Below are 24,830 nucleotides of genomic sequence, written 5' to 3' on the forward strand. Positions count from 1 at the left end.
ACGGGAGCCGATTCTCCCATCCCGGCCGGCCTGCCGGGGGCGCAAGACGGCAGAGAGCGGATCGTGGCAGGCTGGACCCTCCCCCACCTGGAGCCTGCCGATGTCCTGGACCCTGCCCGCCCCCCTCGGGGCCGCCCTGGCGGCCGCCCTCGCGCTTGCCGGCTGCCAGCGCGAACCCACCACCGAGCCGCCGGCCACCGAACCGCCCACAGACACGCCTGCCACGGCTGGCCCGGCCGAGGTTCCTCCGGCCGCCCCGTCCCCTCTCCCCACCGGATTCCGCTGCGACGGAGGGGCCCGCTTCGAAGACAGCATCGCCATTGTGACCTTCGAGGGCGAGGAATCGCGCCTTTCGCAGACAGAAGCCGCCTCCGGCGCGCCCGCTACACCGGCACACGCGCCGATGGTGCGACGATCGAACTCTGGACCAAGGGCGACGAGGCGATCTTCCGCATTGGCGATCGCGAGTTCAGTGGCTGCAAGGCCGCAGCGGTGAAGTCCTCCGCCTGGCAGGCACGCGGCAACGAACCGTTCTGGCTGATCCGCGTGGAAGGCGACACGCTCCACTGGGAAACCCCCGGCAGCGAACCCGTGGTCTGGACCGGCCTCACCCGCAGCGAACGCGCCGACGGCTTCGACCTCCATGCCGTGCGCGAATCCCGCCACCTGTCCGTCAGCGCCACCACCTCGATCTGCCGCGACAGCATGGCCGGCATGCCCCACCCCCACACCGTCGCGATCAAGCTCGATGGCAAGCAGCTCGCCGGCTGCGGCGGCGAGCCGATGGCGCTGCTGGCGATCGGTGAATGGACGGTGGCCTCGGTGGACGGCGAGCCCACCGGCGAACGCCCGCCGACGCTCCAGTTCCTGCCCGAGGGCCGCGCCGCCGGCTTCGCCGGCTGCAACCGCTGGATGGGCAATGCCGGCCTCAGCGGCGAGGGCCTCGCGTTCACCCAGGCGGCCACCACCATGATGGCCTGCCCGGAGCCGGCGATGGCGGCCGAACGGCGCTTCCTCGACGTCCTGTCGAGGACCACGCGCCATGACTTCGGCGCCGACGGCTCGCTTCAGCTGATCGCCGGCGACACGGTGATCGCCGTCGCCACCCCGCCCGCGGGCGGCTGAGGCTTGTATGTTCAGGCCAGATCAGCACGGTAGAGTCTGACACGCCGTTGAGGCGGCCAGACCGGTGCGTGCAGTTTGGTAACGGCTGGGGTGTTCGAGCCCGTCTCTGAGTACAGAGCGCACGGCCACCGTGCTGGTCTTCCTGAAGCCCGAACGGTTAGGCGCGCCGGCTTGGCCGAGCGCGCATGCACAAGCAAGGGATCCGAAGACCATGTCTGCTTCCTCAGTGGTGGTCGGCATCGACGTGGCCAAGGCGCATGTCGATGTCGCGGTGCTGGGCGCCCAGTTCGATGCCCAGCGGTTCGACAACCAGGCCGAGGGCCACTCGGCGTTGATAGCGGCCCTCAAGCCGCTGGAGGTGGCGCTGGTGGTGATGGAAGCCACCGGCGGCTACGAGACAGAGCTGGCCTGCGCGCTGCAAGCGGCCGGCCTGCCCGTGGCGGTGGTCAACCCGCGCCAGGCGCGCGATTTTGCCAAGTCGATGGGCCGCCTGGCCAAGACCGACGCGGCAGACGCGCGCATGCTGGCCGAGTTCGCCGCGGTGCTGCTGCGCCGCGACGATCTGGCCCGCTTCCTGCGCCCGCTGGCCGACCCACAGCAGCAGTGGCTGGCCGCGCTGGTCACACGCCGGCGTCAGCTGCTGGCCATGCTGCTGGCCGAGCGGCAGCGGCTGCAGATCACGCCCAAGGCGCTGCACCCGAGCATCGAGGCCATCATCGCGGCCATCCAGGCCCAGCTCGACGACATCGAGGGCCAGATGGTCGGCCACGTGCGTGAGCACTTCGCCGAGCTCGACCGATTGCTGCAATCGGCCAGCGGCATCGGCCCGGTGGCCAGCGCCACGCTGATCGCCGAGTTGCCCGAACTCGGCCGGCTCAACCGGCGCGAGATCGCCGCGCTGGTGGGCGTGGCCCCGATGGCCAACGATTCCGGCGCAAGCCGGGGCCGACGACGCATCCAGGGCGGACGCTTCGACGTGCGCCGTGTGCTGTACATGGCCGCACTGACCGCCAGTCGCCGCAACCCCGTCATCAAGGCTTTCTACGAGCGCCTGATCGCCGCCGGCAAGCTGCCCAAAGTCGCCTTGGTCGCTTGCATGCGCAAGCTGCTGACCGTGCTTAATGCCATGGTCAGAACCAACAAACCTTGGGATAACGCGCTTCACGGCGCTTGACTTCGGAGACGGTTACTCAGAGCGGCAGGCTGCCCTCGAAGGCGGCGTAGCGGAACCGGTAGTCCGGGCCGCCGGCGGCGGCCTGCGGGGCATCGGTGTAGCCCAGGCGCAGGCGGAAGCGCAGGCCCTCCTTCCAGGCCGGGGTCTCCAGCAGGCCTTCGGCGAGCCGCGCCGGTTCACGCCCGCCGCCCTGCACCTTGCGCTGCCCGGCCCCGAGCACCACGCGGGCGCGCAGGCCATGCAGGCGGCGGCTCCAGACCAGGGTGGCGAGGGCCTCGGCGTACTCGCCGGGGGCGAAATAGTCGGCGCGCTCCGGGGCGCTGTCGGCGAACCAGCGGGTGCGCAGCTGGGTCGAGATCCCCTGCGTCTCCGAGAGCACTAGGCTGGCCGTGCCGCGCAGGTGCCGGCGCTGGTTACCGCCGGTGAAGTCCTGCCAACCGGCGACGCCCGTGAACGTGAGCCGATCCCCCACGGGCCAGTCCTGCGCCAGGCCGAGGAAGGTCTGGTAGCGGCCCTCGAGGGCGCCGCGCCGGGTGTCGAGGCGGTCGCGCTCGAGGAAGAATTCGGTGCGCGACGGCCCCTCCCGGTACAGCGTGCCCTCGCCCAGCCAGGTTTCGCCGTTGCCGCCGAGGCGGCCCGACCAGCGCCAGCCGCCGAGGTGCCCGGCCCCGCGCAGGAAGAGCCGGTTCTCGCCCACGTCCCACCCCTCGCCGCGGTAGCGCGCGCGCTCGGCGTTCAGGCCCCACCAGCGGTCCGGCGCCTCGCGCCGCGCCTGCCAGCTCGCGCCGGCGCGTGCGGTCGAGGTGCCCTCGCTGTCCTCCGACCACCAGCTGTCCCAGCCGAGGCCCTGCGCCATCGCGGCGGCGGGAAGGCCGAGGCCGACGGCCAGCGCCAGCAGGCGCGAGGTGATGCGGCTCATTTCGTCCCCCAGGTCTTCTTCAGCTTGAACAACTCGGCAAGGTAGCCCTTCAGGCAGACCGGCTGCAGCACCACGGTGTAGAGGAAGGCATAGAACAGGAAACCCTGCACGTTGCGCCGCACGCTCAGACCCTGCTCGTGGAACATGCGCGCCTGCACGCGGAAGATCACGAAGTTCCACAGCAAGGCCAGCGGCAGCACCAGCAGGGTCATCGGCCCGGCGATCCAGTACAGGCCGAACAGGGCGGCGACGATGCCCGGGATGAAGACCAGGGTGAAGGCGAGGTCCATCGGCAGGAACAGCAGGTTCCACCAGATGAACAGGGTCGACATCCGCGGCTTCCGCAGCAGGGCGCCGTGGCGCTGGAAGGCCTCGATCAGGCCGCGCGACCAGCGCTGGCGCTGGCGCGCGAACTGGCCGAGCGTCTCCGGCACGTTGGTGAACAGGCAGGCGTCCTCGGCGAAGCCCACCCGGTGACCGGCCTTCAGCAGGGCCCAGCTCACCACGATGTCCTCGCCCACGCAGTGCGGCAGGCCACCCACCTCGAGCAGGGCCGAGCGCCGGTAGATCGAGAAGGCACCCTGCGCCACCAGCGTGCCGTGGTACATGCTCTGCATGCGCTTCACCGCGGCGATGCCGTGGAAGTAGTCCCACTCCTGGGCCTTGGTCAGCCAGTTCACCCGCGAGTTGCGCACCAGCACCGCGCCGGCCACCGCGGCCGTACCCGGCGGGTCGGTGAGCAGGCGCTCGACGATGGCCCGCAGCCCGCCCTCGTACACCCAGGAGTCGGCATCCACGGTGACAACGTACTCATGGGTGGTCGACTCGAGGCCGACGTTGAGCACATGCGACTTGCCGCGGTTCACGGGCTGCGGCAACACGCGCACCAGGAAGCCCGGGCGGGTGTGGCGCGCCGCGGCCTTCAGCGCGACGGAGACGCTGGCATCGGTCGAGCCGTCGTCGATCACCAGTACCTCCACCTCGCCCGGATAGGCCTGCAGGGCGAGGCTGTCGAGGGTGTCGCCGATGGTCTTCTCCTCGTTGTAGCAGGCCACCAGCACCGCGATCGGCGGGTAGTGCGCGAGGCGGCGCCGCTTCGGCCGGCGGTCCATCAGGATCGTCGCGCTGAGGAAGGCGTTCATGAAGCCCGGCACCCAGGCGATGAACCCGATGGCGAACAGGGCCAGGGCCCAGCCGGCCGCCGCCGCGAGGTCCCGCAGCCAGGGCAGCGAGAGCGCGATGCTGAGGGCCATCCAGGCGAAGGCGAAGGCCAGGGCCAGGGCGAACTTCGCCCGGACCGGCAGGTACCAGCGCCGGTACTCCCTGCGCGCCGCCGCGCTGGCCACGATCCCGGGATCGATGGCGGCGATCTGCGGCTCGTTGGCGGCCATCGGCTCATCAGGAGGGGGCATCGGTCAACGGTCGCGCCGCTGGGCCGGCGCCTGAACTGTGGAATAGCGTGCATTCTTCATACGCACGCCCCGCCTGCCGCTGAACCTGTGACCGGGTTTGCAGACTTTTGCGTCTTTTTGCGCGGGTTCACATTCCGGAGAGCACCGCCTGCTCGTGCACGCCGGCCACGGCCCGGCCGCTCGGGTCGGCCGCCTTCGCGAAAGCGGCGTCCCAGACGAGGGCCGCCGGCGAGGAGCAGGCGATCGACTTGCCGCCCGGCACCGTGGCCGCGGCCGCTGCCCCGGGGAAGTGCGACTCGAAGAGGCGGCGGTAGAAATAGGCCTCCTTGGTCTGCGGTGGATTGATCGGGAAGCGGCGCTCGGCGCCGGCGAACTCGGCATCACTCACCTGCGCCTCGGCATGGGCCTTGAGGCCGTCGATCCAGCCATAGCCCACGCCATCGCTGAACTGCTCCTTCTGCCGCCACAGGATGCTCTCGGGCAGGCAGCCCTCGAAGGCCGTGCGCAAGAGCCACTTCTCCACCGGCCGGCCACCGGGCTGGCGCGGACGCACCCGCTTCTGTTCCGGATCGATCGCCATCGCCACGTCGAGGAAGGCAAGATCGAGGAAGGGCACGCGCGCTTCGATGCCGAAAGCCGCCATGCTCTTGTTGGCGCGCAGGCAGTCGAACTGGTGCAGGGCGTCGAGCTTGCGCAGCGTCTCGGCGTGGAACTCGCGTGCATCCGGCGCCTTGTGGAAGTAGAGGTAGCCGCCGAACACCTCGTCGCTGCCCTCGCCCGAGAGCACCATCTTGATGCCCATCGAGCGGATGCGCCGGGCCAAGAGGAACATCGGCGTCGAGGCACGGACCGTCGTCACGTCATAGGTCTCGATATGGCGGATCACCTCGGAGAGCGCATCCAGCCCCTCCTCGAAGCTGAAATGGAACTCGTGGTGGGCGGTGCCCAGGGCCTCGGCCGCTACGCGCGCAGCGGCGAGATCCGGCGAGCCTTCCAGCCCCACGGCGAAGCTGTGCAGGCGCGGCCACCAGGCCTCGCTCCGGCCGTCATCTTCCACGCGATTCCGGGCGAACTGCGCCGCGCACCAGGCCACCACCGAGGAATCGAGGCCGCCGGAGAGCAGCACGCCGTAGGGCACGTCGCACATCAACTGCCGGCGCACCGCCTGCATCAGGGCCTCCTTCAGCGCGACGGGTTCGATGCGCTGGCCTTCCACCTTCGCGTAATCGCGCCAGTCACGTCTGCGGTAGGGGCGGATCGTGCCTTCGGCCGAATCCAGCAGGTGGCCGGGCGGGAAGATCGCCACGTCCTCGCACACCCCCATGAGCGCCTTCATCTCGGAGGCCACCCACAGGCGGCCTTCATGGTCGTGGCCGTAGTAGAGCGGAATCACGCCCACCGGATCGCGGGCGATGAGATAGCGCTGCTGCGCGGCATCCCAGAGGGCGAAGGCGAAGATGCCGTTGAGCGAATCGACGAAGCCCGGCCCCTGCTCGCGCCACAGGGCATTGATCACCTCGCAGTCGCTCTGCGTGGTGAAGGCGTACGGCATGGTGAGCGCGGTCTCCAGCTCGCGGTGGTTGTAGATCTCGCCATTCACCGCCAGCGCCAGCGCGCCGTCGGGGGAGCGTAGGGGCTGGGCCCCGCCGTGGATGTCGACGATGGCGAGGCGCTCGTGCGCCAGCACGGCACCGGCATCGGCGTAGACGCCGCTCCAGTCCGGGCCGCGGTGGCGGATGCGTGCCGCGGCCTGCACGGCCTGCCGGCGCAGGGGCTCGAGCTCGGTGCCGGGTTTGAGGCCGAAGATTGCAACGATGCCGCACATGGGGAGTCCTTATGAGCTGAGAGTGAAAAAGACGAGGAACGGGGAGCGAGGGGAAATCGAGAGCGCCAAAAGCGGAAGGCCCGCGCTGTTGCCAGGCGGGCCTTCGTCGGTTCGGTGGGTTCGGTGTGCTGAACGCGCCTAGCGCCGCGGCCGCCTTCCGGCGTTGCGGTTGTTGGCGTTGTTGCGGTTGAGCACGGCGTTCGACATGGCGCCGACGCTAACCCGGCCGCCGCGGGGATGGCAAGCGCCGGTTGCAACGGCAACCAATGCGCTGTCGCCGGGCCCTGCTAGGCTTTCTCTCACCCGAACCACGACGGAGCCCCCCGCGATGTCCCTGCCCCGCCTGCTGGCCACCCTGCGCCCCCTGTTCGCCGGCCTTCTGCTCGGCCTGCCGCTCGCCGCCTCCGCCGCCGACGTGGCCGGCAGTGCCGATCCGCCCGGTTTCAAGCGCATCACCGGCTCGGAGATCTTCTTCCAGAGCAAGGCCGACTTCGCCGCCCTCAGCTTCGCCCTGCAGAAGATCGAGTGGAGCGGCGCGGAATCGAAGGTGAAACCCTTCCGCCGCGTCGATGCCGAAGGCCGGCGCATCACCACCTACTACCGCATCCCCGCCGGCATGGGCGTGATGGAGGTGCTGCGTAACTACGAGCAGGAGCTGCGTGCCCAGGGCTTCGAGATCGCCTTCTCCGGCATCGGCGAGGCAGTGGAGACGGTGGGCTACAACAACCAGATCGCCCGAGAGGTGCTGGGCATGACCGGCACCTATGGCAATCCGGAGGAACGCGCGCAGTGGCCGTTCCAGAACGCTGCCGAGGCAAAAGCCGGCTATCTTGCGGCGAGGAAGCCGGGCGCCTCGGGCAATACCTGGGCCAGCGCCTACATCGTCGAGAACACCGTGGACCGCTGGATGAACCTGCCCGCCGGCCTCACCCTGGTGCGCTTCGATGTGCTCGAGGAGAAGCCGCGCGAGCAGCGCATGAGCCTGGTCCGGAGCGAGGAGATGGCCCGGCGCATCACCGCCGATGGCCGCATCGCGCTCTACGGCATCCTGTTCGACACCGACTCGGCGACGATCAGGCCGGAATCGGAGGCCACGCTGGCCGAGGTGGCCAAGCTGCTGCAGGCCACACCCTCGCTGAAGCTGCTGGTGGTGGGCCATACCGACACCCAGGGCAGCTTCAGCTACAACCGCAGCCTGTCGCAGCGTCGCGCCGAATCGGTGGTGGCGAACCTGCGCGCCAAGGGCATCGCCGCAGACCGCCTGTTCCCGGTGGGCGTCAGCTTCGCCGCGCCGGTGGCCAGCAATGCCAGCGAGGATGGACGGGCGAAGAACCGCCGCGTCGAACTGGTCGACGTGGCCGGCGGCCGCACCGACTGAACACCGCACGGTGCCCGCGGCACGGGCTTCAGCCCCGTGCCGCGTGGCCGGCCCAGACCCGTTCCACCACCTCGGCGAACAGGCCCGGCAGTGCCTCCAGCTCCTCGAGGCGCACGCCCTCGTCGATCTTGTGGATGCTGGCATTGCACGGCCCCAGTTCGACGCACTCGGCGCCGAGCGGGGCGATGAAGCGGGCATCGGAGGTGCCGCCCCTGGTGTTCTCGTCGGGCGTGATCCCGCAGCGTGCCTCGATCGCCGCGCGCGCCGCGCGGCGCAGCACGCCCTCCGCGCAGTGGAAAGGCTCGCCGGAGCGCCGCCAGCGGCAGTCGGCATCGAGGCCATGGCGGGCGAGCGTGGCCTCGAACTCGGCGACCAGGGCATCGCTGGTCCAGTGCGGGTTGAAGCGGAAGTTCGCCACGAACTCGAGCTGGCCCGGGATCACGTTGTCGGCGCCGGTGCCGGCGGCGATGTTCGAGACCTGGAAGCTGGTGGGCGGGAAGCTGGCATAGCCCTCGTCCCAGCGCCGGGCACAGAGCTCGGCGAGCGCCGGCGCCAGCGCGTGGATGGGGTTGAGCGCCTTTTCCGGGTAGGCCACATGGCCCTGCACCCCGCGCACCGTCACCGCCACCGAGAGCGATCCGCGCCGCCCCACCCGCAGCACGTCGCCAAGCCGCTCGGAGGACGAGGGCTCGCCGGTGATGCAGTAATCGATGCACTGGCCGGTGGCGCGGAAATGCTCGGCCACCTTTCGAACACCGTCGATCGCCGGCCCCTCCTCGTCCGAGGTCAGCAGCACGGCCAAGGTGCCGGGATGGTCCGGGTGCGCGGCGACGAGCTGCTCCATCGCCACCACGAAGGCCGCCACGCTGCCCTTCATGTCGGCGGCACCGCGGCCGTGCAGCACGCCCGCGCGGACCGTCGGCACGAAGGGATCGGAGGCCCAGGCCTCGCGCGGGCCGGGCGGCACCACGTCGGTGTGGCCGAGCAGCAGGACCACCGGACTGCCCCGCCCGCGCGTGGCCCAGAGGTTCTTCACTTCGCCGAAGTCGAGCTGGCGGCACTCGAACCCGGCCGCCGAGAGACGCGCCGCGACGAGCGCCTGGCAGCCGGCATCCTCCGGCGTCACCGAGGGCCGCGCGATCAAGGCCTTGGCGAGCGCCAGCACTGGCGAATCGCCCTTGGCCGCCCCCCTCTCCGGCCCGCTCATTTCTTCACCCCGAAGCGGGCCTTGAAGGCATTGTCGGTGAAGCCCACCGAGACCACGCCGTCGGCCGTCACCAGCACCGGGCGCTTGATCAGCGCCGGATGCTCCTTGAGCAGCAGGGTCCACTCCGGGTCGCTGCCCGGCGCCTTGCGCGCCTCGGGTAGCTGCCGCCAGGTGGTGCTGGCCTTGTTGACCAGTTTCTCCCAGCCGCCGAGCTGGACGGCCCAGGCCTTCAGCACCTCGGGCGGCTGGCGCTCGGCGCGGTAGTCGATGAAGACATGGGGGATGCCGAAGCGCTCCAGCCAGTTCCGCGCCTTCCGGCAGGTATCGCAGGTGGGCAGGCCGTAGAGGCGTACCGGTGCCGTGTCGCTCATGGCCCCTCCCTCACTCGCCGCTGCGCAGCAGTTCGTTGATCGAGGTCTTGGCGCGGGTCCTGGCATCGACCTGCTTCACGATCACCGCGGCGTACAGGCTGTACTTGCCGTCTGCGGAGGGCAGCTGGCCCGAGACCACCACGCTGCCGGCCGGCACCCGGCCATAGCTGATCTCGCCGGTCATGCGGTTGTAGATGCGGGTGCTCTGACCGATGAACACGCCCATGCCGATCACGCTGCCGCGCTCCACCACCACGCCCTCGACGATCTCGGAGCGGGCGCCGATGAAGCAGTCGTCCTCGATGATGGTGGGGCTGGCCTGCAGGGGCTCGAGCACGCCGCCGATGCCGGCGCCGCCGGAGAGATGGCAGCGCGCGCCCACCTGGGCGCAGCTGCCCACCGTGGCCCAGGTATCCACCATGGTGCCAGGACCGATATGGGCGCCGATGTTGACGAAGCTCGGCATCAGCACCACGTCCTTGCCGATGTGCGCGCCGCGGCGCACCACCGCGCCGGGCACCACGCGGGCGCCAAGCTCGCGGAAGTCGGCGGCGTCGAAGCCCTCGAAGCGCAGCGGCACCTTGTCCCAGTAGGGGGCGGGCTCGGCCTCGACGAGGCGCATGTCGTTGCAGCGGAAATACAGCAGCACCGCCTTCTTCACCCACTCGTTCACCCGCCACGTGCCGTCGCTGTTCGGCTCGGCCACGCGCAGCCTGCCGGCTTCCAGCTGCCCCACCACGGTCTCCACCATCTCGCGCAGCGAGCCGTCGATCTCGGCCTGCGAGAGCGAGGCACGGCGCTCGAAAGCCGATTCGATGAGAGGCTGCAGGTCAGCGATGACGGGGCTCTTGCGACGGGGCATGCGGTCGGTCTCCTTCGAGGCAGGCGGTGAGCGCGGCGGTGAGCCGCGCGATGGCATCGGGATCGGCGAGGGCGCGGTCGGCCTCGTCCGAGATCAGGAACAGGTCTTCGGCACGCTCGCCGAAGGTGGCGATGCGGGCATCGTGCACCCGCAGGCCGTGCTCGCGCAGGATCCGCGCCACGTCGGCCAGCAGGCCGGGGCGGTCGGTACCGATCAGCACCAGCTGGGTGCGGCGCCCGTCCTCCAGGGCGCGCAGCTCCACCTTGGGCGGCACCCGGAAGTGCTTCAGTGCCGCCGGCAGGGCGCGGCGCGGCGGATGCAGGCTGGCCGCAGGCCGCATCAGCATCTCGGTGATCACCCGCTCGGCATGGCGGGCGCGTGCCTCCGGCGGTTCGCCGGTGTCGTGCAGGGGCAGGAGCTGGAAGGTATCGAGGCTCATGCCCGAGGTCGAGGTGACGATGCGCGCCACCGCCACCGAGAAGCCGAGGCGGTCCAGAGTGGCGGTGATGGTGGCGAACAGGCCGTCGCGGTCGGGCGAGTGCACGAAGACCTCGTACGCCTCGCCCTGCGGGCGCACCAGCACCAGCGGGCGGGTACGGTCGGCATGGCCGAGCACCGCCCGCGCCTGGGTGGCGAGCTGCTCCGGCCGGTAGCGCAGGAAACTCTCGGCGGGGAACTCGGCGAAGGCCCGCTCCACCGCCTCCAAAGGAAGATCGGCAAGCAGTGCCCGCACCTCGGCCTGCACCTCGGCCACCCGCTCGGCGGCGTCCAGCCGGTGCTCCAGCCCGCGCCGCAGGGCGAGCCGGGTGGCCTCATAGAGGTCGGAGAGCAGCCGCTCCTTCCAGGTGTTCCAGAGCTTGGGGCTGGTGCCGGCGATGTCGGCGCAGGTGAGCAGGTAGAGGTAGTCGAGCCGCGTGCGGTCGCCCACCGCGGCAGCGAAGCGCTCCACCACGGCCACGTCGCTGATGTCCTGGCGCTGCGCGGTGGTCGACATCAGCAGATGCTGCTCCACCAGCCAGGCCAGCAGGGCGGTATCGGCCGGCTTCAGGCGGTGCGCCACGGCGAAGGCCCGCACGTCCTCGGCGCCGAGCAGGGAGTGGTCGCCACCACGCCCCTTGGCGATGTCGTGGAACAGCCCGGCCACCAGCAGCAGCCACGGGGCCTTGAGCCGCGCATGCACGTCCTTCGCCTTCGGGAAGCGCTCGTCGCGTCCCTCGGGGAAGCCGGCCATGATGCGCAGCACCTCCAGGGTGTGCTGGTCCACGGTGTAGACGTGGAACAGGTCGTACTGCATGCGCCCGGACACCCGGGCGAAGGCCGGGAGGTAGCGCCCCAGCACGCCGAGGTGGGCCATCCGGGCCAGGGTTTCCACCGGCTGCGGCCCCTGCAGCAGGGAGAGGAAGGCGGCGCGGGTATCGGCGTCCTGGGCCTCGTAGGGGGCGATGCGCGGCAGGGCCTCGGCCAGCGCCCGCGCGGTCTCCGAATGCAGGCCCTTTGCCTCGGGGCAGGCGGCCCAGGTGGCGAAGAGGGCGAAGGCCTCCAGTGCCGAGCCCACCGGGCCCGGCGCCTCGCGGCGCAGGTAGCCGTTCACCCGCTCGAAACCCGGCGCCACCGGCACCCGCTCCACCCGGCCGGCCAGCTGCTCCTCGAAGCGCTGCAGCACCCGCTCGCTGATCCGCTGCACGGTGTGCGCGGCGCGGAAGAAGGCCTGCATCATCTGCTCGACCGCGAGGTTGTCGCTGGCCTCGTCGCGGTAGCCGAGGCGGGCTGCCAGCGGCTTTTGGTAATCGAAGCGCAGCCGCTCCTCGCGCCGCCCGGCCACCAGATGCAGGCCGAAGCGCAGGCGGGCCAGAGTCCGCCAGTCACGCCTGAGGGTGGCCGCCTCGTCGGCCCCGAGCAGGCCGAGCGGCACCAGGGCCTCGAGGCCGGGCACCCGGTAGATGCGGCGCGCCAGCCAGCCCAGGGTATGCAGGTCGCGCAGCGCTCCCGGCCCTTCCTTCAGGTTGGGTTCGAGGTTGTAGGCGGTGTCGTGGTAGCGGGCATGGCGTGCCGCCCATTCGGCACGCTTGGCATCGAAGTAGGCCGCGGCCGGCCACAGCCCCTCGCTGCGCAGGGCATCCTCCAGCCGCTCCGGCGCGGCGGGCGAGCCCGCCAGCAGGCGCGCCTCGGTGAGCGCGGTGAGCGTGCCCACGTCCTCGCGGCAGGCCTGCACGCAGTCGGCCAGCGAGCGCACCGCCGTGCCGGGCTTGAGGCCGATGTCCCAGAGCGCGGCGAAGAAGGCGCCGAGTGCGGCCTCGTGCCGGTGCTGGGCCTCCGCCGGCCCCAGCACCAGCAGATCGACATCGGAGAACGGGTACTGCTCGCCCCGGCCATAGCCGCCGGTGGCCAGCAGGTCGAGCCCGCTCTCCGCGGGCAGGGCCGCGGCCCAGGCCTGGCGCACGGCGGCATCCACCGCGGCCGTCTGGGCGGCGAGCAGGCGCTCGATGGCCTCGCCCCCGTCGAAACGGGCCACGATGCCGGCATGGGCCTGGCGCAGGGTCTCGCGGACCGCCTCCCGCCAGTCGCCAGCGGCCGGCGCACCCTGAGCAGGCGGGGCCGCAGCCTCACTCACAGCTCGTTGTCGTCGCCGGGCAGGCGGGTGAGGATCTCCACGCCGTCGCGGGTCACCGCCACGGTGTGCTCCCACTGCGCCGAGAGCGACTTGTCCCGGGTCACCACCGTCCAGCCGTCCGGCAGCAGCTTGGTGTGCCGCGCGCCGGCATTGATCATCGGCTCGATGGTGAAGGTCATGCCCTCCTGCAGGCGCAGGCCCTCGCCGGGGCGGCCGTAATGCAGCACCTGCGGGTCCTCGTGGTAGATCTGGCCGATGCCATGGCCGCAGTACTCGCGCACCACCGAGAAGCGCTCGCTCTCGGCATAGCTCTGGATGGCATGGCCGATGTCGCCCAGGGTGGCCCCCGGCCGCACCGCACGGATGCCGCGGAACATCGCCTCGCGGGTCACCTCCACCAGGCGCTTCGCCAGCACCGAGGGCGCGCCGACCACGTACATGCGCGAGGTGTCGCCGTGCCAGCCGTCCTTGATCACCGTGACGTCGATGTTCACGATGTCGCCTTCCTTCAGCACCTTGGCCTCGCTGGGGATGCCGTGGCAGACGACATGGTTCACCGAGGTGCAGACCGTCTTCGGGAAGCCCTTGTACCCGAGGTTGGCCGGGATGGCCTTCTGCACGTTCACGATGTGGTCGTGGCAGATGCGGTCGAGTTCGGCCGTGCTCACCCCCGGCTTCACGTGGGGCGCCACCACCTGTAGCACCTCGGCGGCCAGCCGGCCGGCCTCGCGCATCTTCCCGATCTGCTCGGGGGTCTTGAGGGTCACTTTCATTCCCGGGATTGTGCCGACTTGTCCACAGCCCCGCCAGCGGGCTAGAATCCCGCGCTTCACGCACCGGCCACGTCCGGGGCGTGGGCGCCGACCTCCGGCGGCCGCGGCCTTGCCCACCCGGGCGGGGCCGCCGCGAAACGAGGAATCCACACCCGCGTGACCCATCCCGTGCCGGGGTGCCCGCAGGCCCGCCCAGGGCCGCCGGGTTCGGCCACGGACGCGCGGGGAGGCCCAACCCCGGAGCAGACCGCGCCGCGACGCCCGCGAACGGGCCCGGCCGTGCTCCACGTCATGAGGAACGAGCAATGCCCCAGGTCACCATGCGCCAGATGCTGGAAGCCGGCGTCCACTTCGGCCACCAGACCCGCTACTGGAACCCCAAGATGGGCCCGTACATCTTCGGCGCCCGCGGCAAGATCCACATCATCAACCTCGAGAAGACCCTGCCGCTCTTCAACGATGCGATGAACTTCATCTCCGGCATCGCCCAGAAGCGCGGCACCATCCTGTTCGTCGGCACCAAGCGCTCGGCGCGCGACGCCATCAAGGAAGAGGCCACCCGCTGCGGCATGCCCTACATGGCCCAGCGCTGGCTCGGCGGCACCCTCACCAATTTCCGTACCCTGAAGGGCTCGATCGCCCGCCTCAAGGAGCTCGAGGCCGCCGAGACCGATGGCAGCTTCGACCGCCTGGTGAAGCACGAGGTGCTGGCCCTGCGCCGCGAGCGCGAGAAGCTCGAATCCTCGCTGGGCGGCATCAAGAACATGAACCGCCTGCCCGACGCCCTGTTCGTGATCGACATCGGCCACGAGGAGATCGCCGTGCAGGAGGCCCGCAAGCTGGGCATCCCGGTGGTGGCCGTGGTCGACTCGAACTACGACCCGAACCTCGTCGATTACGCCATCCCGGGCAACGACGACGCCATCCGCGCCGTGCAGCTCTACACCCGCGCCGCGGCCGATGCCGTGCTCGAGGGCAAGGCTGCCGCGCCGATCCAGGCCAGCGCCGGCGATGACGAGTTCGTCGAGCTCGATGCCGAGGGCAACCCGGTGGCCAAGGACGCCGAGGCCCCGCGCAAGCCGCGCGGCGAGAAGCGCCCGGCGGCGAAGAAGGGCGCCCCGCGCCGCGGCCGCGCCAGCGCCGAGACCGACGGCGAGTAAGCCCCGCGCCGGCGGCCCACCGTCGCCGGACCGCAACGCGGCCCGCGCATGCTGCGGGCCGCCCCCATACCCAGACACCAAGAGGTTCGTTCCATGGAAATCACCGCTTCGCTCGTCAAGGAGCTGCGCGAGCGCTCCGGCGCCGGCATGATGGAGTGCAAGAAGGCGCTCGCCGAGAACGGCGGCGACATCGAGGCCGCGATGGAGGCCCTGCGCAAGTCGGGCCTGGCCAAGGCCGACAAGAAGGCCGGCCGCGTGGCCGCCGAGGGCCGCATCGCCATGGCCGCCGAGGGTGGCAAGGCCGTGCTGGTCGAGGTCAACTCCGAGACCGACTTCGTGGCGAAGGACGGCAACTTCATCGCCTTTGCCGATGCCGTGGCCAAGGCCGCCCTGGCCTCCGGCGCCGCCGACGTCGAGGCGCTGAAGGCGGTGTCGCTCGGCGATGCCACGGTCGAGGAGGCCCGCGCCCTGCTGGTGGCCAAGATCGGCGAGAACATCCAGGTGCGCCGCATGGTGCGCGTGGCCGGCGGCCACACCGTGGGCGCCTACGTCCACGGCGGCAAGATCGGCGTGCTGGTCGAGATCAAGGGTGGCAACGAGGAGCTGGCGCGCGGCATCGCCATGCACGTGGCGGCCATGAATCCGCCCTACATGACCCCGGCCCACGTGCCGGCCGAGTTCCTCGCCAAGGAAAAGGAGATCGAGCTGGCCAAGATGTCCGAGAAGGACAAGAACAAGCCGGCCGACATCCTCGAGAAGATCATCAGCGGCAAGATCGCCAAGATCGTCAACGAGAACACCCTCACCGGCCAGCCCTACGTGATGGACACCAGCATCACCGTCGAGCAGGCCCTGAAGGCCGGCGGCGCCGAGATGGTGTCGATGGTGCGCCTGGCCGTGGGCGAGGGCATCGAGAAGGTGGTCGAGGACTACGTTGCCGAAGTGGCGAAGGCGATGAAGGTCTGAGGCTGCATTTCAGCCGCCTGAACAGGAAAGCCGCGGCAGAACCGCGGCTTTCCTGCATTCCGGGGACAGAAACGGGGACGCTCCGCCTCACTTCCTGTCCGGCGAAGGCGGCTTTTCCTTCGATTCACAGCCATGGCTGTTGCAGTCGATCCGCCCAAGCTGCCCCACGGTCACCGTACCGCCATGTCGAACCGGCCGCCCCAGTGCCCGGATACGGTTCACCATGCTCTGCTGGTTGACGGCCGAGAGGAAGACGTAGGCATCCTGGAGGCCGGGATTACCCAAGGTCGGGATGGGGTTGCCGTCACTGTCGAAGCACTGGTCCGCGTCGATCACGAGGCCGGTATCCGTCAGCACCCCGATGCAATGAGCCTTCTCCCGACCGCCCGATGCATCATTGTCCAAGACGACCTTGACACGGATCTGCCCCCCATACGTGGCCGAAATACTGGCAACACTGACATTGATGGCCACGGAGAGGGTCAGGCCGCGCGCAACGAGCAGATCCAGAAGACTGAGCTGGTTTGCCAAGCGGTAGCGGTTGTCCAGCAGCCACTGCCTCGCACAGGCCGGGCAGCCCGCGATGTCGTGGATGTTCCCCCCCGGATAGGGAATCGAGACTTCCGCCTTCAGCTCGCGGACGATGTCGACGATCTCCCTGAACGCCTGCTGCGCCTCGGATGAGGCCGGGCCACAAGAAGCCAGGTTGGTGCCAAGTTCTTTCTCGCGAACGACATCGCAACTCCACACCACGGCATTGTGGTAGTCCAGCACATGCACTTTGGAAAGGGCGCTCACCGGGTACCGGGCAGCCCTGGCTTCGACTTGCCACAGGGCACATCCATCACAGACATCCACCCAGTCTCCCCGGGTACTGGCCAGGCCCGACCCGGCCCATACCGCAAAAAAAACCACAGCAATGCGTTTTGCTTGCTCCTTCATGCATCACTCCTTTCATCGGCACTCTCGAGCCGCGCCATCAGGCGCGGCGGGATTCTAGCCCCCCCCCCCCTGATTTTCATGCCAGCACGCGCATCCCGAGCCGGGGCCGCCCCTGCTGCCGTGAAAAGCAGATGACGCCCCATCCTCAAGCCGCTAGAATCCCGCCGTTTGCCCGACGGAGAGCGCGAATGAGCGTGCCTGCACTGAAGTACAAGCGCGTATTGCTGAAACTCTCCGGCGAGGCCCTGATGGGCCGCGGCGACTACGGCATCGACCCGGACGTGCTCTCCTGGCTCGCGCGCGAGGTCATCGAGGTGCAGAAGGCCGGCGCCCAGGTGGGCCTGGTGATCGGCGGCGGCAACATCTTCCGCGGCGCCGGCCTGCAGGCCAAGGGCATGGACCGGGTGACCGGCGACCACATGGGGATGCTGGCCACGGTGATGAACGCGCTGGCCATGCAGGACGCGCTGGAGCGCCTCGGCGCCTACGCCCGCACCATGAGCGCCCTCAAGATCAACGAGGTCTGCGAGGACTACATCCGCCGCCGCGCCATCCGCCACCTCGAGAAGGGCCGCATCGCGATCTTCGCCGCCGGCACCGGCAACCCCTTCTTCACCACCGACTCGGCGGCCGCCCTGCGCGCCATCGAGGTCGGCGCCGAACTGCTGCTCAAGGCCACCAAGGTGGACGGCATCTACGAGGCCGATCCGAAGAAGGTACCGGAGGCCCGGCGCTTCGAGCAGCTGAGCTATGAAGAAGTCATCGCCCGCAACCTACAGGTGATGGACACCGCCGCCTTCGCGCTGTGCCGGGACCAGAACCTGCCCATCCGCATCTACGACATGATGCAGCCCGGCGCCCTGATGCGGATCCTCCGCGGCGAGCCGATCGGCACCCTGGTGCACGCCGGCTGAGCCCGGAGGCCACCTCGCCCCGCCCTATACTCGCGCGATCAACGATCGACCACGGAACCCGCGCCATGATCAACGACATCAAGAAGGACGCCCAGGCCCGCATGCAGAAGTGCGTGGAGGTGCTGAAGTCCGACCTCACCAAGCTGCGTACCGGCCGCGCCACCACCGCCCTCGTCGACCATCTGCAGGTGAGCTACTACGGCTCGAACGTGCCGCTCTCGCAGGTGGCCTCGGTGGCCGTGGCCGATGCCCGCTCGCTCACCATCACCCCGTGGGAGAAGAACATGGTGGCGGCGGTGGAGAAGGCCATCCTGGCGAGCGACCTCGGGCTCACCCCCAACACCGCCGGCACGGTGATCCGCATCAACCTGCCGCCGCTCACCGAGGAGCGCCGCAGGGAGCTCGGCAAGCACGTGGCCCACGAGGGCGAGAACACCAAGGTCGCGATCCGCAACGTGCGCCGCGACGCCATCTCGCAGGTCAAGGAACTGCTCAAGGAGAAGAAGATCTCCGAGGACGAGCAGCGCAAGGCCGAGGAGGACATCCAGAAGCTCACCGACCAGTGGGTGAAGTCCGTCGACGAGGTGGTGAAGGCGAAGGAACAGGAGCTGCTGGCCCTGTAAGGCGCCGGCTGCATGTCCGCCCCTCCCCCCGCGCTGCCGCGCCATCTCGCCGTCATCATGGACGGCAATGGCCGCTGGGCGAAGCAGCGCCAGCGCCCGCGCACGCTCGGCCATCGCGCCGGCGCGCGCGCGGTGCGCACCATCGTCGAGTACTGCCTGGCCCGCGGCATCCCGGCCCTGACCCTGTTCGCCTTCTCCAGCGAGAACTGGAACCGCCCCGAGGAGGAAGTAGGGGCGCTGATGCGCCTGTTCCTGCGGGTGCTGGAATCCGAGGTGGAGGAACTCGCCCGGCGCCAGGTACAGCTGCGCTTCATCGGCGAGCGCTCGCGCTTCCCCGAGGCGATCCGCCGGCGCATGGCCGAAGCCGAGCGCATCCAGCTCCCCGCACCGCGCCTCACCCTGGTGCTGGCGGCCGGCTACGGCGGCCGGGCCGACATCGCGCAGGCCGCGCGCCGGCTCGCCGAGCAGGTCCAGGCCGGGCGCCTGCGCCCGGAGGACATCGACGAGGCGACGGTGGGGGCGGCCATGAGCCTCGCCGACCTGCCGCCCCCCGACCTCTTCATCCGCACCGGCGGCGAGCACCGCATCAGCAACTTCCTGCTCTGGCAGCTCGCCTACACCGAGCTGTGGTTCACCGACGTGCTCTGGCCCGACCTCGACGAGGCCGTGCTGGACGCCGCCCTGGCCGACTACGCGCGCCGCGAGCGTCGCTTCGGCCTGGTGCCCGAACAACTCGCCTCCCCGGCCCCGGAGACCCGATGAGCCGTACCCGCATCCTCTCCGGGCTGGCGCTCGCCCCCGCTGCCATCGCCGCGGTGCTCTGGCTGCCCACGCCCTGGCTGGCTTTCCTCGCCGCCGTGCTGGTGCTGGCCGGGCTCTGGGAATGGAGCCGGCTCACCGGGCTCGCGGAGCGGCCGCCGAGGCTCGCCTATGTCGCCGCCAACGCCCTGCTGATCGCCGCCCTGGCCTGGGGCGCCGGACCGGGGCTGTTCGCCCTGAAGGCCGCCGCCCTGGCCGGGGCCCTGTGGTGGCTGCTGGCACTGGCCTGGCTGTGGCGCTTCGAGTTCGCCCAGGCCGACCGCAACCGCTACCGCGCGCTCAAGCTGCTGGCCGGCAGCTTCTCGGCGGTGCCGGCCTGGGCGGCACTGGTCTGGCTGCATGCCCTGCCCGAGACCGGCCCGCGCTGGGCCCTGTTCGCGGTGATGCTGGTCTGGGCCACCGATTCCGGGGCCTACTTCGTCGGCGTGCGGCTCGGCCGGCACAAGCTCGCCCCGCGCATCAGCCCGAACAAGAGCTGGGAAGGGCTGTGGGGTGGCCTCGCCGGCGCCGCGCTGGTGGCCCTGCTCGGCTTCCCGCTGCTGGGCCTGGGCTGGCCGCAGCTGCCACTGCTGCTGCTGCTCACCCTGGTAGCGGCGTTGATGTCGGTGGCCGGCGACCTGTTCGAGAGCCTGATGAAGCGGCATTCCGGGCACAAGGATTCCGGCCGCCTGATCCCCGGCCATGGCGGCATGCTGGACCGCCTCGACAGCATCCTCGCGGCCCTGCCGGTGTTCGTGGTGGGCAAGCTGTGGCTGGTGCTCTGAGCCGCGTCGCCCTGCTCGGCGCCACCGGCTCGATCGGTGGCTCGGCGCTGGACGTGATCGCCCGCCACCCCGGGCGTTTCGTCGTCGATGCCCTGAGCGCACATGCCCGGGTGGACGAGCTGCTGGCCCTGTGCCGGCGCTTCCGCCCGCGGCTCGCCGCCGTGGCCGATCCGGCGCATTACCCGGCCCTGCGCGACGGGCTCGCCGCCGCGGGCCTGCCGACCACCGCGATGGCCGGGCCGGAGGCCCTGGAGGCGATCGCCGCCGATCCGGGCAACGACACCGTCATCGCCGCCATCGTCGGCGCCGCCGGCGTAGCCTCGACCCTGGCCGCGGCCCGGGCCGGGAAGCGCCTGCTGCTGGCCAACAAGGAATCGGTGGTGCTGGCCGGCGAGCTGCTGATGGCCGAGGTGGCACGCCATGGCGCCCGGCTGGTGCCGATCGACAGCGAGCACAACGCCATCTTCCAGTGCCTGCCTGCCGACGGCGGGCGCGGCGGGGTGCGGCGCCTGCTGCTCACCGCCTCCGGTGGTCCCTTCCGCGGCTGGAGCCGCGAGCGCCTCGCCAGCGTGAGCCCGGAACAGGCCTGCGCCCATCCCAACTGGTCGATGGGCCGCAAGATCTCGGTCGATTCGGCGAGCCTGATGAACAAGGGACTCGAGGTGATCGAGGCCCACCACCTGTTCGGCCTGCCGGGCGAGCGCATCGAGGTGGTGGTGCATCCCCAGTCCACCATCCATTCCCTCGTCGATTACGTCGATGGCTCGATGCTGGCCCAGCTCGGCCAGCCGGACATGCGCACCACCCTGGCGGTGGGCCTCGCCTGGCCGGATCGGATCGAGGCCGGGGTGGCCCCGCTCGATCTCGTGGCCCTCTCCAGGCTGGACTTCGAGCGCCCGGATACCGGGGCCTTCCCCTGCCTGCGCCTCGCCTACGAGGCCCTGGCCGCCGGTGGTAGCCTGCCCGCGGTCCTCAATGCCGCCAACGAAGTGGCGGTTTCAGCCTTTCTTCAGCGCCAGCTGGCTTTCCTTGGCATCCCGGCGCTGATCGAACGCACCATGGAACGCCTGCCCGCCCTGCCCAGCGCCACACTCGCCGACCGCCTCGCCGCCGACGCCGAGGCGCGGCGCGTGGCCGAAGCGCTGCTGGCCTCGGGGGCGGTCTGGGGGGCGGCGTGAGCGAGTTCCTGGGCTCGGCCTTCTGGCTGGTGGTGGCCCTCGGCCTCCTGGTCACCTTCCACGAGTTCGGCCACTACTGGGTGGCCCGGCGCTGCGGGGTGAAGGTGCTGCGCTTCTCGGTAGGCTTCGGCCGGGTGCTGTGGTCGCGGGTGGACCGCGAGGGCATCGAGTGGCGGATCGGCCTGATTCCGCTCGGCGGCTATGTCTCGATGCTCGACGAACGCGAATCCGCGGTGCCCGCGGCACAGAAGGCCCTGGCCTTCAACAACCGCCCGGTGGGCCAGCGCATCGCCATCGTCGCCGCCGGGCCGCTGGCGAACTTCGTGCTGGCCGTGGGCCTGCTCTACCTCATGTTCCTCATCGGCAAGCCCGACTACGCACCGGTGCTGGCCGAGCCGGAGGGCATCGCCCGCGAGGCCGGCTTCCGCGCCGGCGAACGCATCCTCGCCGTCGGCGAGCGGCCCACCCCGACCTGGAGCGAGGCCGCCAATGCCCTGATCGGCCCCATGCTGGACCGCGAGGACGTGCCGATCACGGTGCGCGATGCCGAGGGCGGAACCCACGAACGGCGGCTGCCGCTCTCGCGCCTCGCCCCCGGCCTGCCCGAGGCCGAGGCCTTCCGCGCCATCGGCCTCGTGCCGCGGCCGCCGGTGCCGCCGGCGGTGGTCGGAGCGGTGGACCCGGAAGGCGCCGCGGCAGGGGTGCTGGCCCCGGGCGACCGCATCCTGGCCGTGGACGGCCAGCCGGTGAGGGATTTCGAGGACCTGCGCCGGGCCCTGGCCCGCCATCCGGTCGAAGGCCCGGCCCCGCGCCTCCTGCTCCATCTGGAGCGCCGCGGCGAGCGGATCGAGCGCCACCTGGTGCCCCGGCTCGCCACGCTCCCGCAAGGGGGGCAGGTCTGGCGCCTCGGCCTCTCGCCGGCCGCCGCCCACGACGCCGTCCTGCGCCACGGCCCGCTCGCGGCCCTGCCGGCGGCCGTGAAGGCCACCGGACAGCTCACCGGCGACACCGTGGGCATGCTGGCCCGGATGCTCACCGGAGCCGCCTCGCTGGACAACCTCTCCGGCCCCATCACCATCGCCCAGGTGGCCAACACCACCGCCTCGCGCGGCGTGGCCTGGTTCCTCTATTTCCTCGCCATGCTCTCGGTGAGCATCGCCATCCTGAACCTGCTCCCCATCCCTGTCTTGGACGGGGGGCACCTGCTGTATTACCTTATCGAGCTGGTTCAAGGGCGGCCGCTGGGCGACCGCGTGCTGGTGGCCGGTCAGTACCTCGGTCTCATCCTGCTCGCCTCGCTGATGGGCCTCGCTCTCTTCAACGACGTGCTGAGGCTCGTTCCCTGACCGTCACCCCGCGGGTCCTCCCGGGCCTGCCGCTTTTGGACGCATCCATGACGCATCGCCCCACCCGACGCCTGCTCGCCCTCGCCCTCGCCGCCGCCCTCTCCGGCACGACCCTGGCCCAGGAGTTCGGCGCCTTCCAGGTCACCGACATCCGCGTCGACGGCCTGCAGCGCATCTCCAGCGGCACGGTGTTCTCCTACCTGCCGGTGGAACGCGGCGAGACCCTGACCCGGGCACGGGCCGGCGAAGCGATCCGCGCCCTGTACCGCACCGGCTTCTTCAGCGACGTGTCACTCCACCGCGAGGGCGGCATCCTGGTGGTGAAGGTGGTCGAGCGCCCGGCGATCAACTCGATCAGCATCAGCGGCAACAAGGACATCAAGACCGAGGAGCTGCTGAAGGGCCTGCGCGGCATCGGCCTCGCCGAGGGCGAGACCTACAACCCGCTGAACGTCGACCGTGTCACCCAGGAACTCACCCGCCAGTACAACAACCGCGGCAAGTACTCGGTGACGATCACGCCCAAGGTCACCACCCTGCCGCTCAACCGGGTGGACGTGGCGATCACCATCGTCGAGGGCAAGGCGGCGCGCATCCGCGACATCAACATCGTCGGCAACCGGGTGTTCGGCGATGCCGAGCTGCGCCGCGACTGGGAATCGAACACCAGCAACTGGCTGTCCTGGTACCGCCGCGACGACCAGTACTCGCGCGAGAAGCTCTCCGGCGACCTGGAGAAGCTCACCAACTACTACCTCGACCGCGGCTACGTCGATTTCAACGTCGACTCCACCCAGGTGGCCATCAGCCCCGACAGGCGCGACATGACCATCGCCGCCAGCGTCTCGGAGGGCGAGGTCTACACCATCACCGGCGTGCAGGTGAGCGGCGAGACCGTGCTGCCGCAGGAAGAGGTGGAGCGCATGGTGCTGGTGAAGCCGGGCCAGGTGTTCTCGCGCCGGCTGCTGGAAATGACCTCCGACGGCATCGCCGCGGTGCTGGGCAACATCGGCCATGCCTTTGCCGAAGTGAACCCGGTGCCCACCATCGACCGCGAGAAGAAGGAAGTCTCGATCAACTTCGTGGTGAACCCGGGGCCCCGCGTGCAGGTGCGCCGCATCACCTTCAAGGGCAACGACACCACGCATGACGAGGTGCTGCGCCGCGAGATGCGCCAGTTCGAGGGTACCTGGTACTCGCAGGCGGCCATCGACCGCTCGAAGATCCGCCTGCAGCGCCTCGGCTACTTCGAGAGCGTCGAGATCGAGACCCCGGCCGTGGCCGGCGAGCCGGACAAGGTCGACGTGGTGATCAGCGTCAAGGAGCGGCAGTTCGGCCAGTTCCAGTTCGGCCTGGGCTACAGCCAGCTCTTCGGCGCCACCATCCAGCTCTCGCTGTCGCAGAACAACTTCCTCGGCTCCGGCAACCGCACCTCGATCTCGGTGCAGCGCAACAGCTTCAGCGAGGCGCTGAGCTTCTCCTTCCTCGATCCTTACTTCACCGACAATGGCGTGTCGGTGGGCTACAACCTGAACTACAGCGAGAACGACTACCGCGAGTTCAACATCGCCAACTTCACGACCAGCAATGCCGGATTCGAGGCGGTGTTCGGCCTGCCGCTCTCGGAGACCGATTCGATCTCGGCCTCGATCGGCATCGACAAGGTAGACCTCACCACCAGCGACGGCTCCACGCCGCCCGAGCTGATCGATTACCTCGTCAACACCCTCGGCGACCGCGCCCGCTTCCCGGTGGTCTGCGTCGACGTCGATCTCGATCCCAGCACGCCCTGCGAGGAGCAGGTGGGCGGGAACCGGTTGTGGACCATCAATGCCTGGCGCACCCAGTTCGGCTGGGCACGCGACAGCCGCAACGACTTCTTCGCCCCGACCGCCGGCACCTACAACCGCATCGGCGCGGAGGTGGCGCTGCCGGGCTCGGACCTCGAGTACTACAAGCTCTTCTACGATTTTTCGAAGTTCTGGCCGCTCAGCCGTGCCCTGGTGGTGGAAACGCGGGCCTCGCTGGGCCTGGGCGACAGCTACGGCAAGACCGGCAATGCCGGCCTGCCCTTCTTCAAGAACTTCTATGCCGGCGGCCCGGGCTCGGTGCGCGGCTTCGAGCAGAACTCGCTCGGCCCCACCTCCTCGCTCGAGTTCGTGAACCAGCGCTTCCGCCAGTCGCTGGGCGGCGCGTTCAAGGCCGTGGGCTCGGTGGAGGCTTACTTCCCCACCCTGTTCGATTCCCGCGGCGCCCGTATCTCGGCCTTCATGGACTTCGGCAACGTGTGGAAGGAGGCGCGGGAATTCGGTTCCGGCGACCTGCGCGTGTCCGCCGGTCTTGCCCTGCAGTGGCAGTCGCCGATGGGGCCGATCGCGATCTCCTGGGCCGCCCCGCTGCGCAAGGAGCCCGAGGACCGCATCGAGCGCCTGCAGTTCACCTTCGGCGGCCAGTTCTGAAG

At 70.2% G+C, this 24,830-nt stretch carries 21 protein-coding genes; 12 read left to right on the top strand and 9 right to left on the bottom strand.

What is annotated here, in order from left to right:
- Window positions 1-492 precede the first annotated feature (492 nt).
- Both G408_RS14565 and G408_RS0111745 read left to right on the top strand, forming a co-directional pair.
- Window positions 493-1,125 (top strand): META domain-containing protein, encoded by a 633-nt coding sequence (locus G408_RS14565; protein ID WP_051282949.1) that lies wholly within the window; start codon window positions 493-495, stop codon window positions 1,123-1,125.
- A gap of 211 nt (window positions 1,126-1,336) precedes the next feature.
- Complete coding sequence (locus tag G408_RS0111745) at window positions 1,337-2,299, top strand: IS110 family RNA-guided transposase (protein WP_028771237.1); 963 nt, start codon at window positions 1,337-1,339, stop codon at window positions 2,297-2,299.
- Between the two features lie 16 nt (window positions 2,300-2,315).
- On the opposite strand, the gene G408_RS0111750 is transcribed toward G408_RS0111745, so the two are convergent.
- From G408_RS0111750 to asnB, 3 genes are all read right to left on the bottom strand, one after another.
- Window positions 2,316-3,218 carry a hypothetical protein gene (locus G408_RS0111750; protein ID WP_028771238.1) on the bottom strand — a complete coding sequence of 301 codons (903 nt, stop codon included), beginning with the start codon at window positions 3,216-3,218 and terminating at the stop codon, window positions 2,316-2,318.
- Window positions 3,215-4,630 carry a glycosyltransferase family 2 protein gene (locus tag G408_RS0111755; protein WP_245584315.1) on the bottom strand — a complete coding sequence of 472 codons (1,416 nt, stop codon included), beginning with the start codon at window positions 4,628-4,630 and terminating at the stop codon, window positions 3,215-3,217. Before G408_RS0111755 ends, G408_RS0111750 begins: the two co-directional genes overlap by 4 nt.
- A 127-nt stretch (window positions 4,631-4,757) precedes the next feature.
- On the bottom strand, window positions 4,758-6,455 hold the full coding sequence (gene asnB, locus G408_RS0111760) for an asparagine synthase B (protein WP_028771240.1): 1,698 nt from the start codon (window positions 6,453-6,455) through the stop codon (window positions 4,758-4,760).
- Between the two features lie 328 nt (window positions 6,456-6,783).
- On the opposite strand from asnB, the gene G408_RS0111765 reads away from it, so the two are divergent.
- Window positions 6,784-7,833 (top strand): OmpA family protein, encoded by a 1,050-nt coding sequence (locus tag G408_RS0111765; RefSeq protein ID WP_051282950.1) that lies wholly within the window; start codon window positions 6,784-6,786, stop codon window positions 7,831-7,833.
- Window positions 7,834-7,861: 28 nt separating this feature from the next.
- Here G408_RS0111765 and dapE read toward each other — a convergent pair whose 3' ends face one another.
- The 5 genes from dapE to map are packed head-to-tail and all read right to left on the bottom strand — an operon-like array spanning window position 7,862 to window position 13,657.
- Entirely contained in the window at window positions 7,862-9,040 is a 1,179-nt protein-coding gene (gene dapE / locus G408_RS0111770; protein ID WP_051282951.1) for a succinyl-diaminopimelate desuccinylase, read from the bottom strand.
- Window positions 9,037-9,411: a Spx/MgsR family RNA polymerase-binding regulatory protein gene (locus G408_RS0111775; protein WP_028771243.1), complete on the bottom strand. Its 375-nt coding sequence runs from the start codon at window positions 9,409-9,411 to the stop codon at window positions 9,037-9,039. Before G408_RS0111775 ends, dapE begins: the two co-directional genes overlap by 4 nt.
- A gap of 10 nt (window positions 9,412-9,421) precedes the next feature.
- The gene (gene dapD, locus G408_RS0111780; protein ID WP_037413097.1) at window positions 9,422-10,330 is read right to left on the bottom strand and encodes a 2,3,4,5-tetrahydropyridine-2,6-dicarboxylate N-succinyltransferase; all 909 of its coding nucleotides are present in this window, start codon (window positions 10,328-10,330) and stop codon (window positions 9,422-9,424) included.
- Window positions 10,242-12,884, bottom strand: coding sequence for a [protein-PII] uridylyltransferase (gene glnD / locus G408_RS0111785; RefSeq protein ID WP_028771245.1), 2,643 nt, complete (start codon window positions 12,882-12,884; stop codon window positions 10,242-10,244). The genes dapD and glnD overlap by 89 nt, the downstream gene beginning before the upstream one ends.
- The gene (map, locus tag G408_RS0111790) at window positions 12,881-13,657 is read right to left on the bottom strand and encodes a type I methionyl aminopeptidase (RefSeq protein WP_028771246.1); all 777 of its coding nucleotides are present in this window, start codon (window positions 13,655-13,657) and stop codon (window positions 12,881-12,883) included. The genes glnD and map overlap by 4 nt, the downstream gene beginning before the upstream one ends.
- 305 nt (window positions 13,658-13,962) lie before the next feature.
- Here map and rpsB point away from each other — a divergent pair, with 305 nt between their 5' ends.
- Window positions 13,963-14,817 carry a 30S ribosomal protein S2 gene (gene rpsB / locus G408_RS0111795; protein WP_028771247.1) on the top strand — a complete coding sequence of 285 codons (855 nt, stop codon included), beginning with the start codon at window positions 13,963-13,965 and terminating at the stop codon, window positions 14,815-14,817.
- 93 nt (window positions 14,818-14,910) lie between these two features.
- Window positions 14,911-15,783: a translation elongation factor Ts gene (gene tsf / locus G408_RS0111800; protein ID WP_028771248.1), complete on the top strand. Its 873-nt coding sequence runs from the start codon at window positions 14,911-14,913 to the stop codon at window positions 15,781-15,783.
- 87 nt (window positions 15,784-15,870) lie between these two features.
- On the opposite strand, the gene G408_RS0111805 is transcribed toward tsf, so the two are convergent.
- Window positions 15,871-16,725: a hypothetical protein gene (locus G408_RS0111805; RefSeq protein WP_156890144.1), complete on the bottom strand. Its 855-nt coding sequence runs from the start codon at window positions 16,723-16,725 to the stop codon at window positions 15,871-15,873.
- Between the two features lie 194 nt (window positions 16,726-16,919).
- On the opposite strand from G408_RS0111805, the gene pyrH reads away from it, so the two are divergent.
- The 7 genes from pyrH (at window position 16,920) to bamA (ending at window position 24,828) form a co-directional block, all read left to right on the top strand.
- The gene (pyrH, locus tag G408_RS0111810; RefSeq protein WP_156890147.1) at window positions 16,920-17,639 is read left to right on the top strand and encodes a UMP kinase; all 720 of its coding nucleotides are present in this window, start codon (window positions 16,920-16,922) and stop codon (window positions 17,637-17,639) included.
- Between the two features lie 65 nt (window positions 17,640-17,704).
- Window positions 17,705-18,262: a ribosome recycling factor gene (gene frr / locus G408_RS0111815; RefSeq protein WP_028771251.1), complete on the top strand. Its 558-nt coding sequence runs from the start codon at window positions 17,705-17,707 to the stop codon at window positions 18,260-18,262.
- Window positions 18,263-18,274: 12 nt separating this feature from the next.
- Complete coding sequence (gene uppS, locus G408_RS0111820; protein ID WP_028771252.1) at window positions 18,275-19,024, top strand: polyprenyl diphosphate synthase; 750 nt, start codon at window positions 18,275-18,277, stop codon at window positions 19,022-19,024.
- Window positions 19,021-19,845, top strand: a complete 825-nt coding sequence (locus G408_RS15490; protein ID WP_028771253.1) for a phosphatidate cytidylyltransferase — start codon at window positions 19,021-19,023, stop codon at window positions 19,843-19,845. Before uppS ends, G408_RS15490 begins: the two co-directional genes overlap by 4 nt.
- Window positions 19,830-21,023 carry a 1-deoxy-D-xylulose-5-phosphate reductoisomerase gene (locus G408_RS15495; protein ID WP_028771254.1) on the top strand — a complete coding sequence of 398 codons (1,194 nt, stop codon included), beginning with the start codon at window positions 19,830-19,832 and terminating at the stop codon, window positions 21,021-21,023. Before G408_RS15490 ends, G408_RS15495 begins: the two co-directional genes overlap by 16 nt.
- Complete coding sequence (gene rseP, locus G408_RS0111835; protein ID WP_028771255.1) at window positions 21,020-22,369, top strand: RIP metalloprotease RseP; 1,350 nt, start codon at window positions 21,020-21,022, stop codon at window positions 22,367-22,369. The genes G408_RS15495 and rseP overlap by 4 nt, the downstream gene beginning before the upstream one ends.
- Window positions 22,370-22,416: 47 nt before the next feature.
- Window positions 22,417-24,828, top strand: coding sequence for an outer membrane protein assembly factor BamA (gene bamA, locus G408_RS0111840; RefSeq protein ID WP_028771256.1), 2,412 nt, complete (start codon window positions 22,417-22,419; stop codon window positions 24,826-24,828).
- Window positions 24,829-24,830 lie beyond the last annotated feature (2 nt).

The organism is Silanimonas lenta DSM 16282, assembly GCF_000429065.1.
Taxonomy (GTDB): domain Bacteria; phylum Pseudomonadota; class Gammaproteobacteria; order Xanthomonadales; family Xanthomonadaceae; genus Silanimonas; species Silanimonas lenta.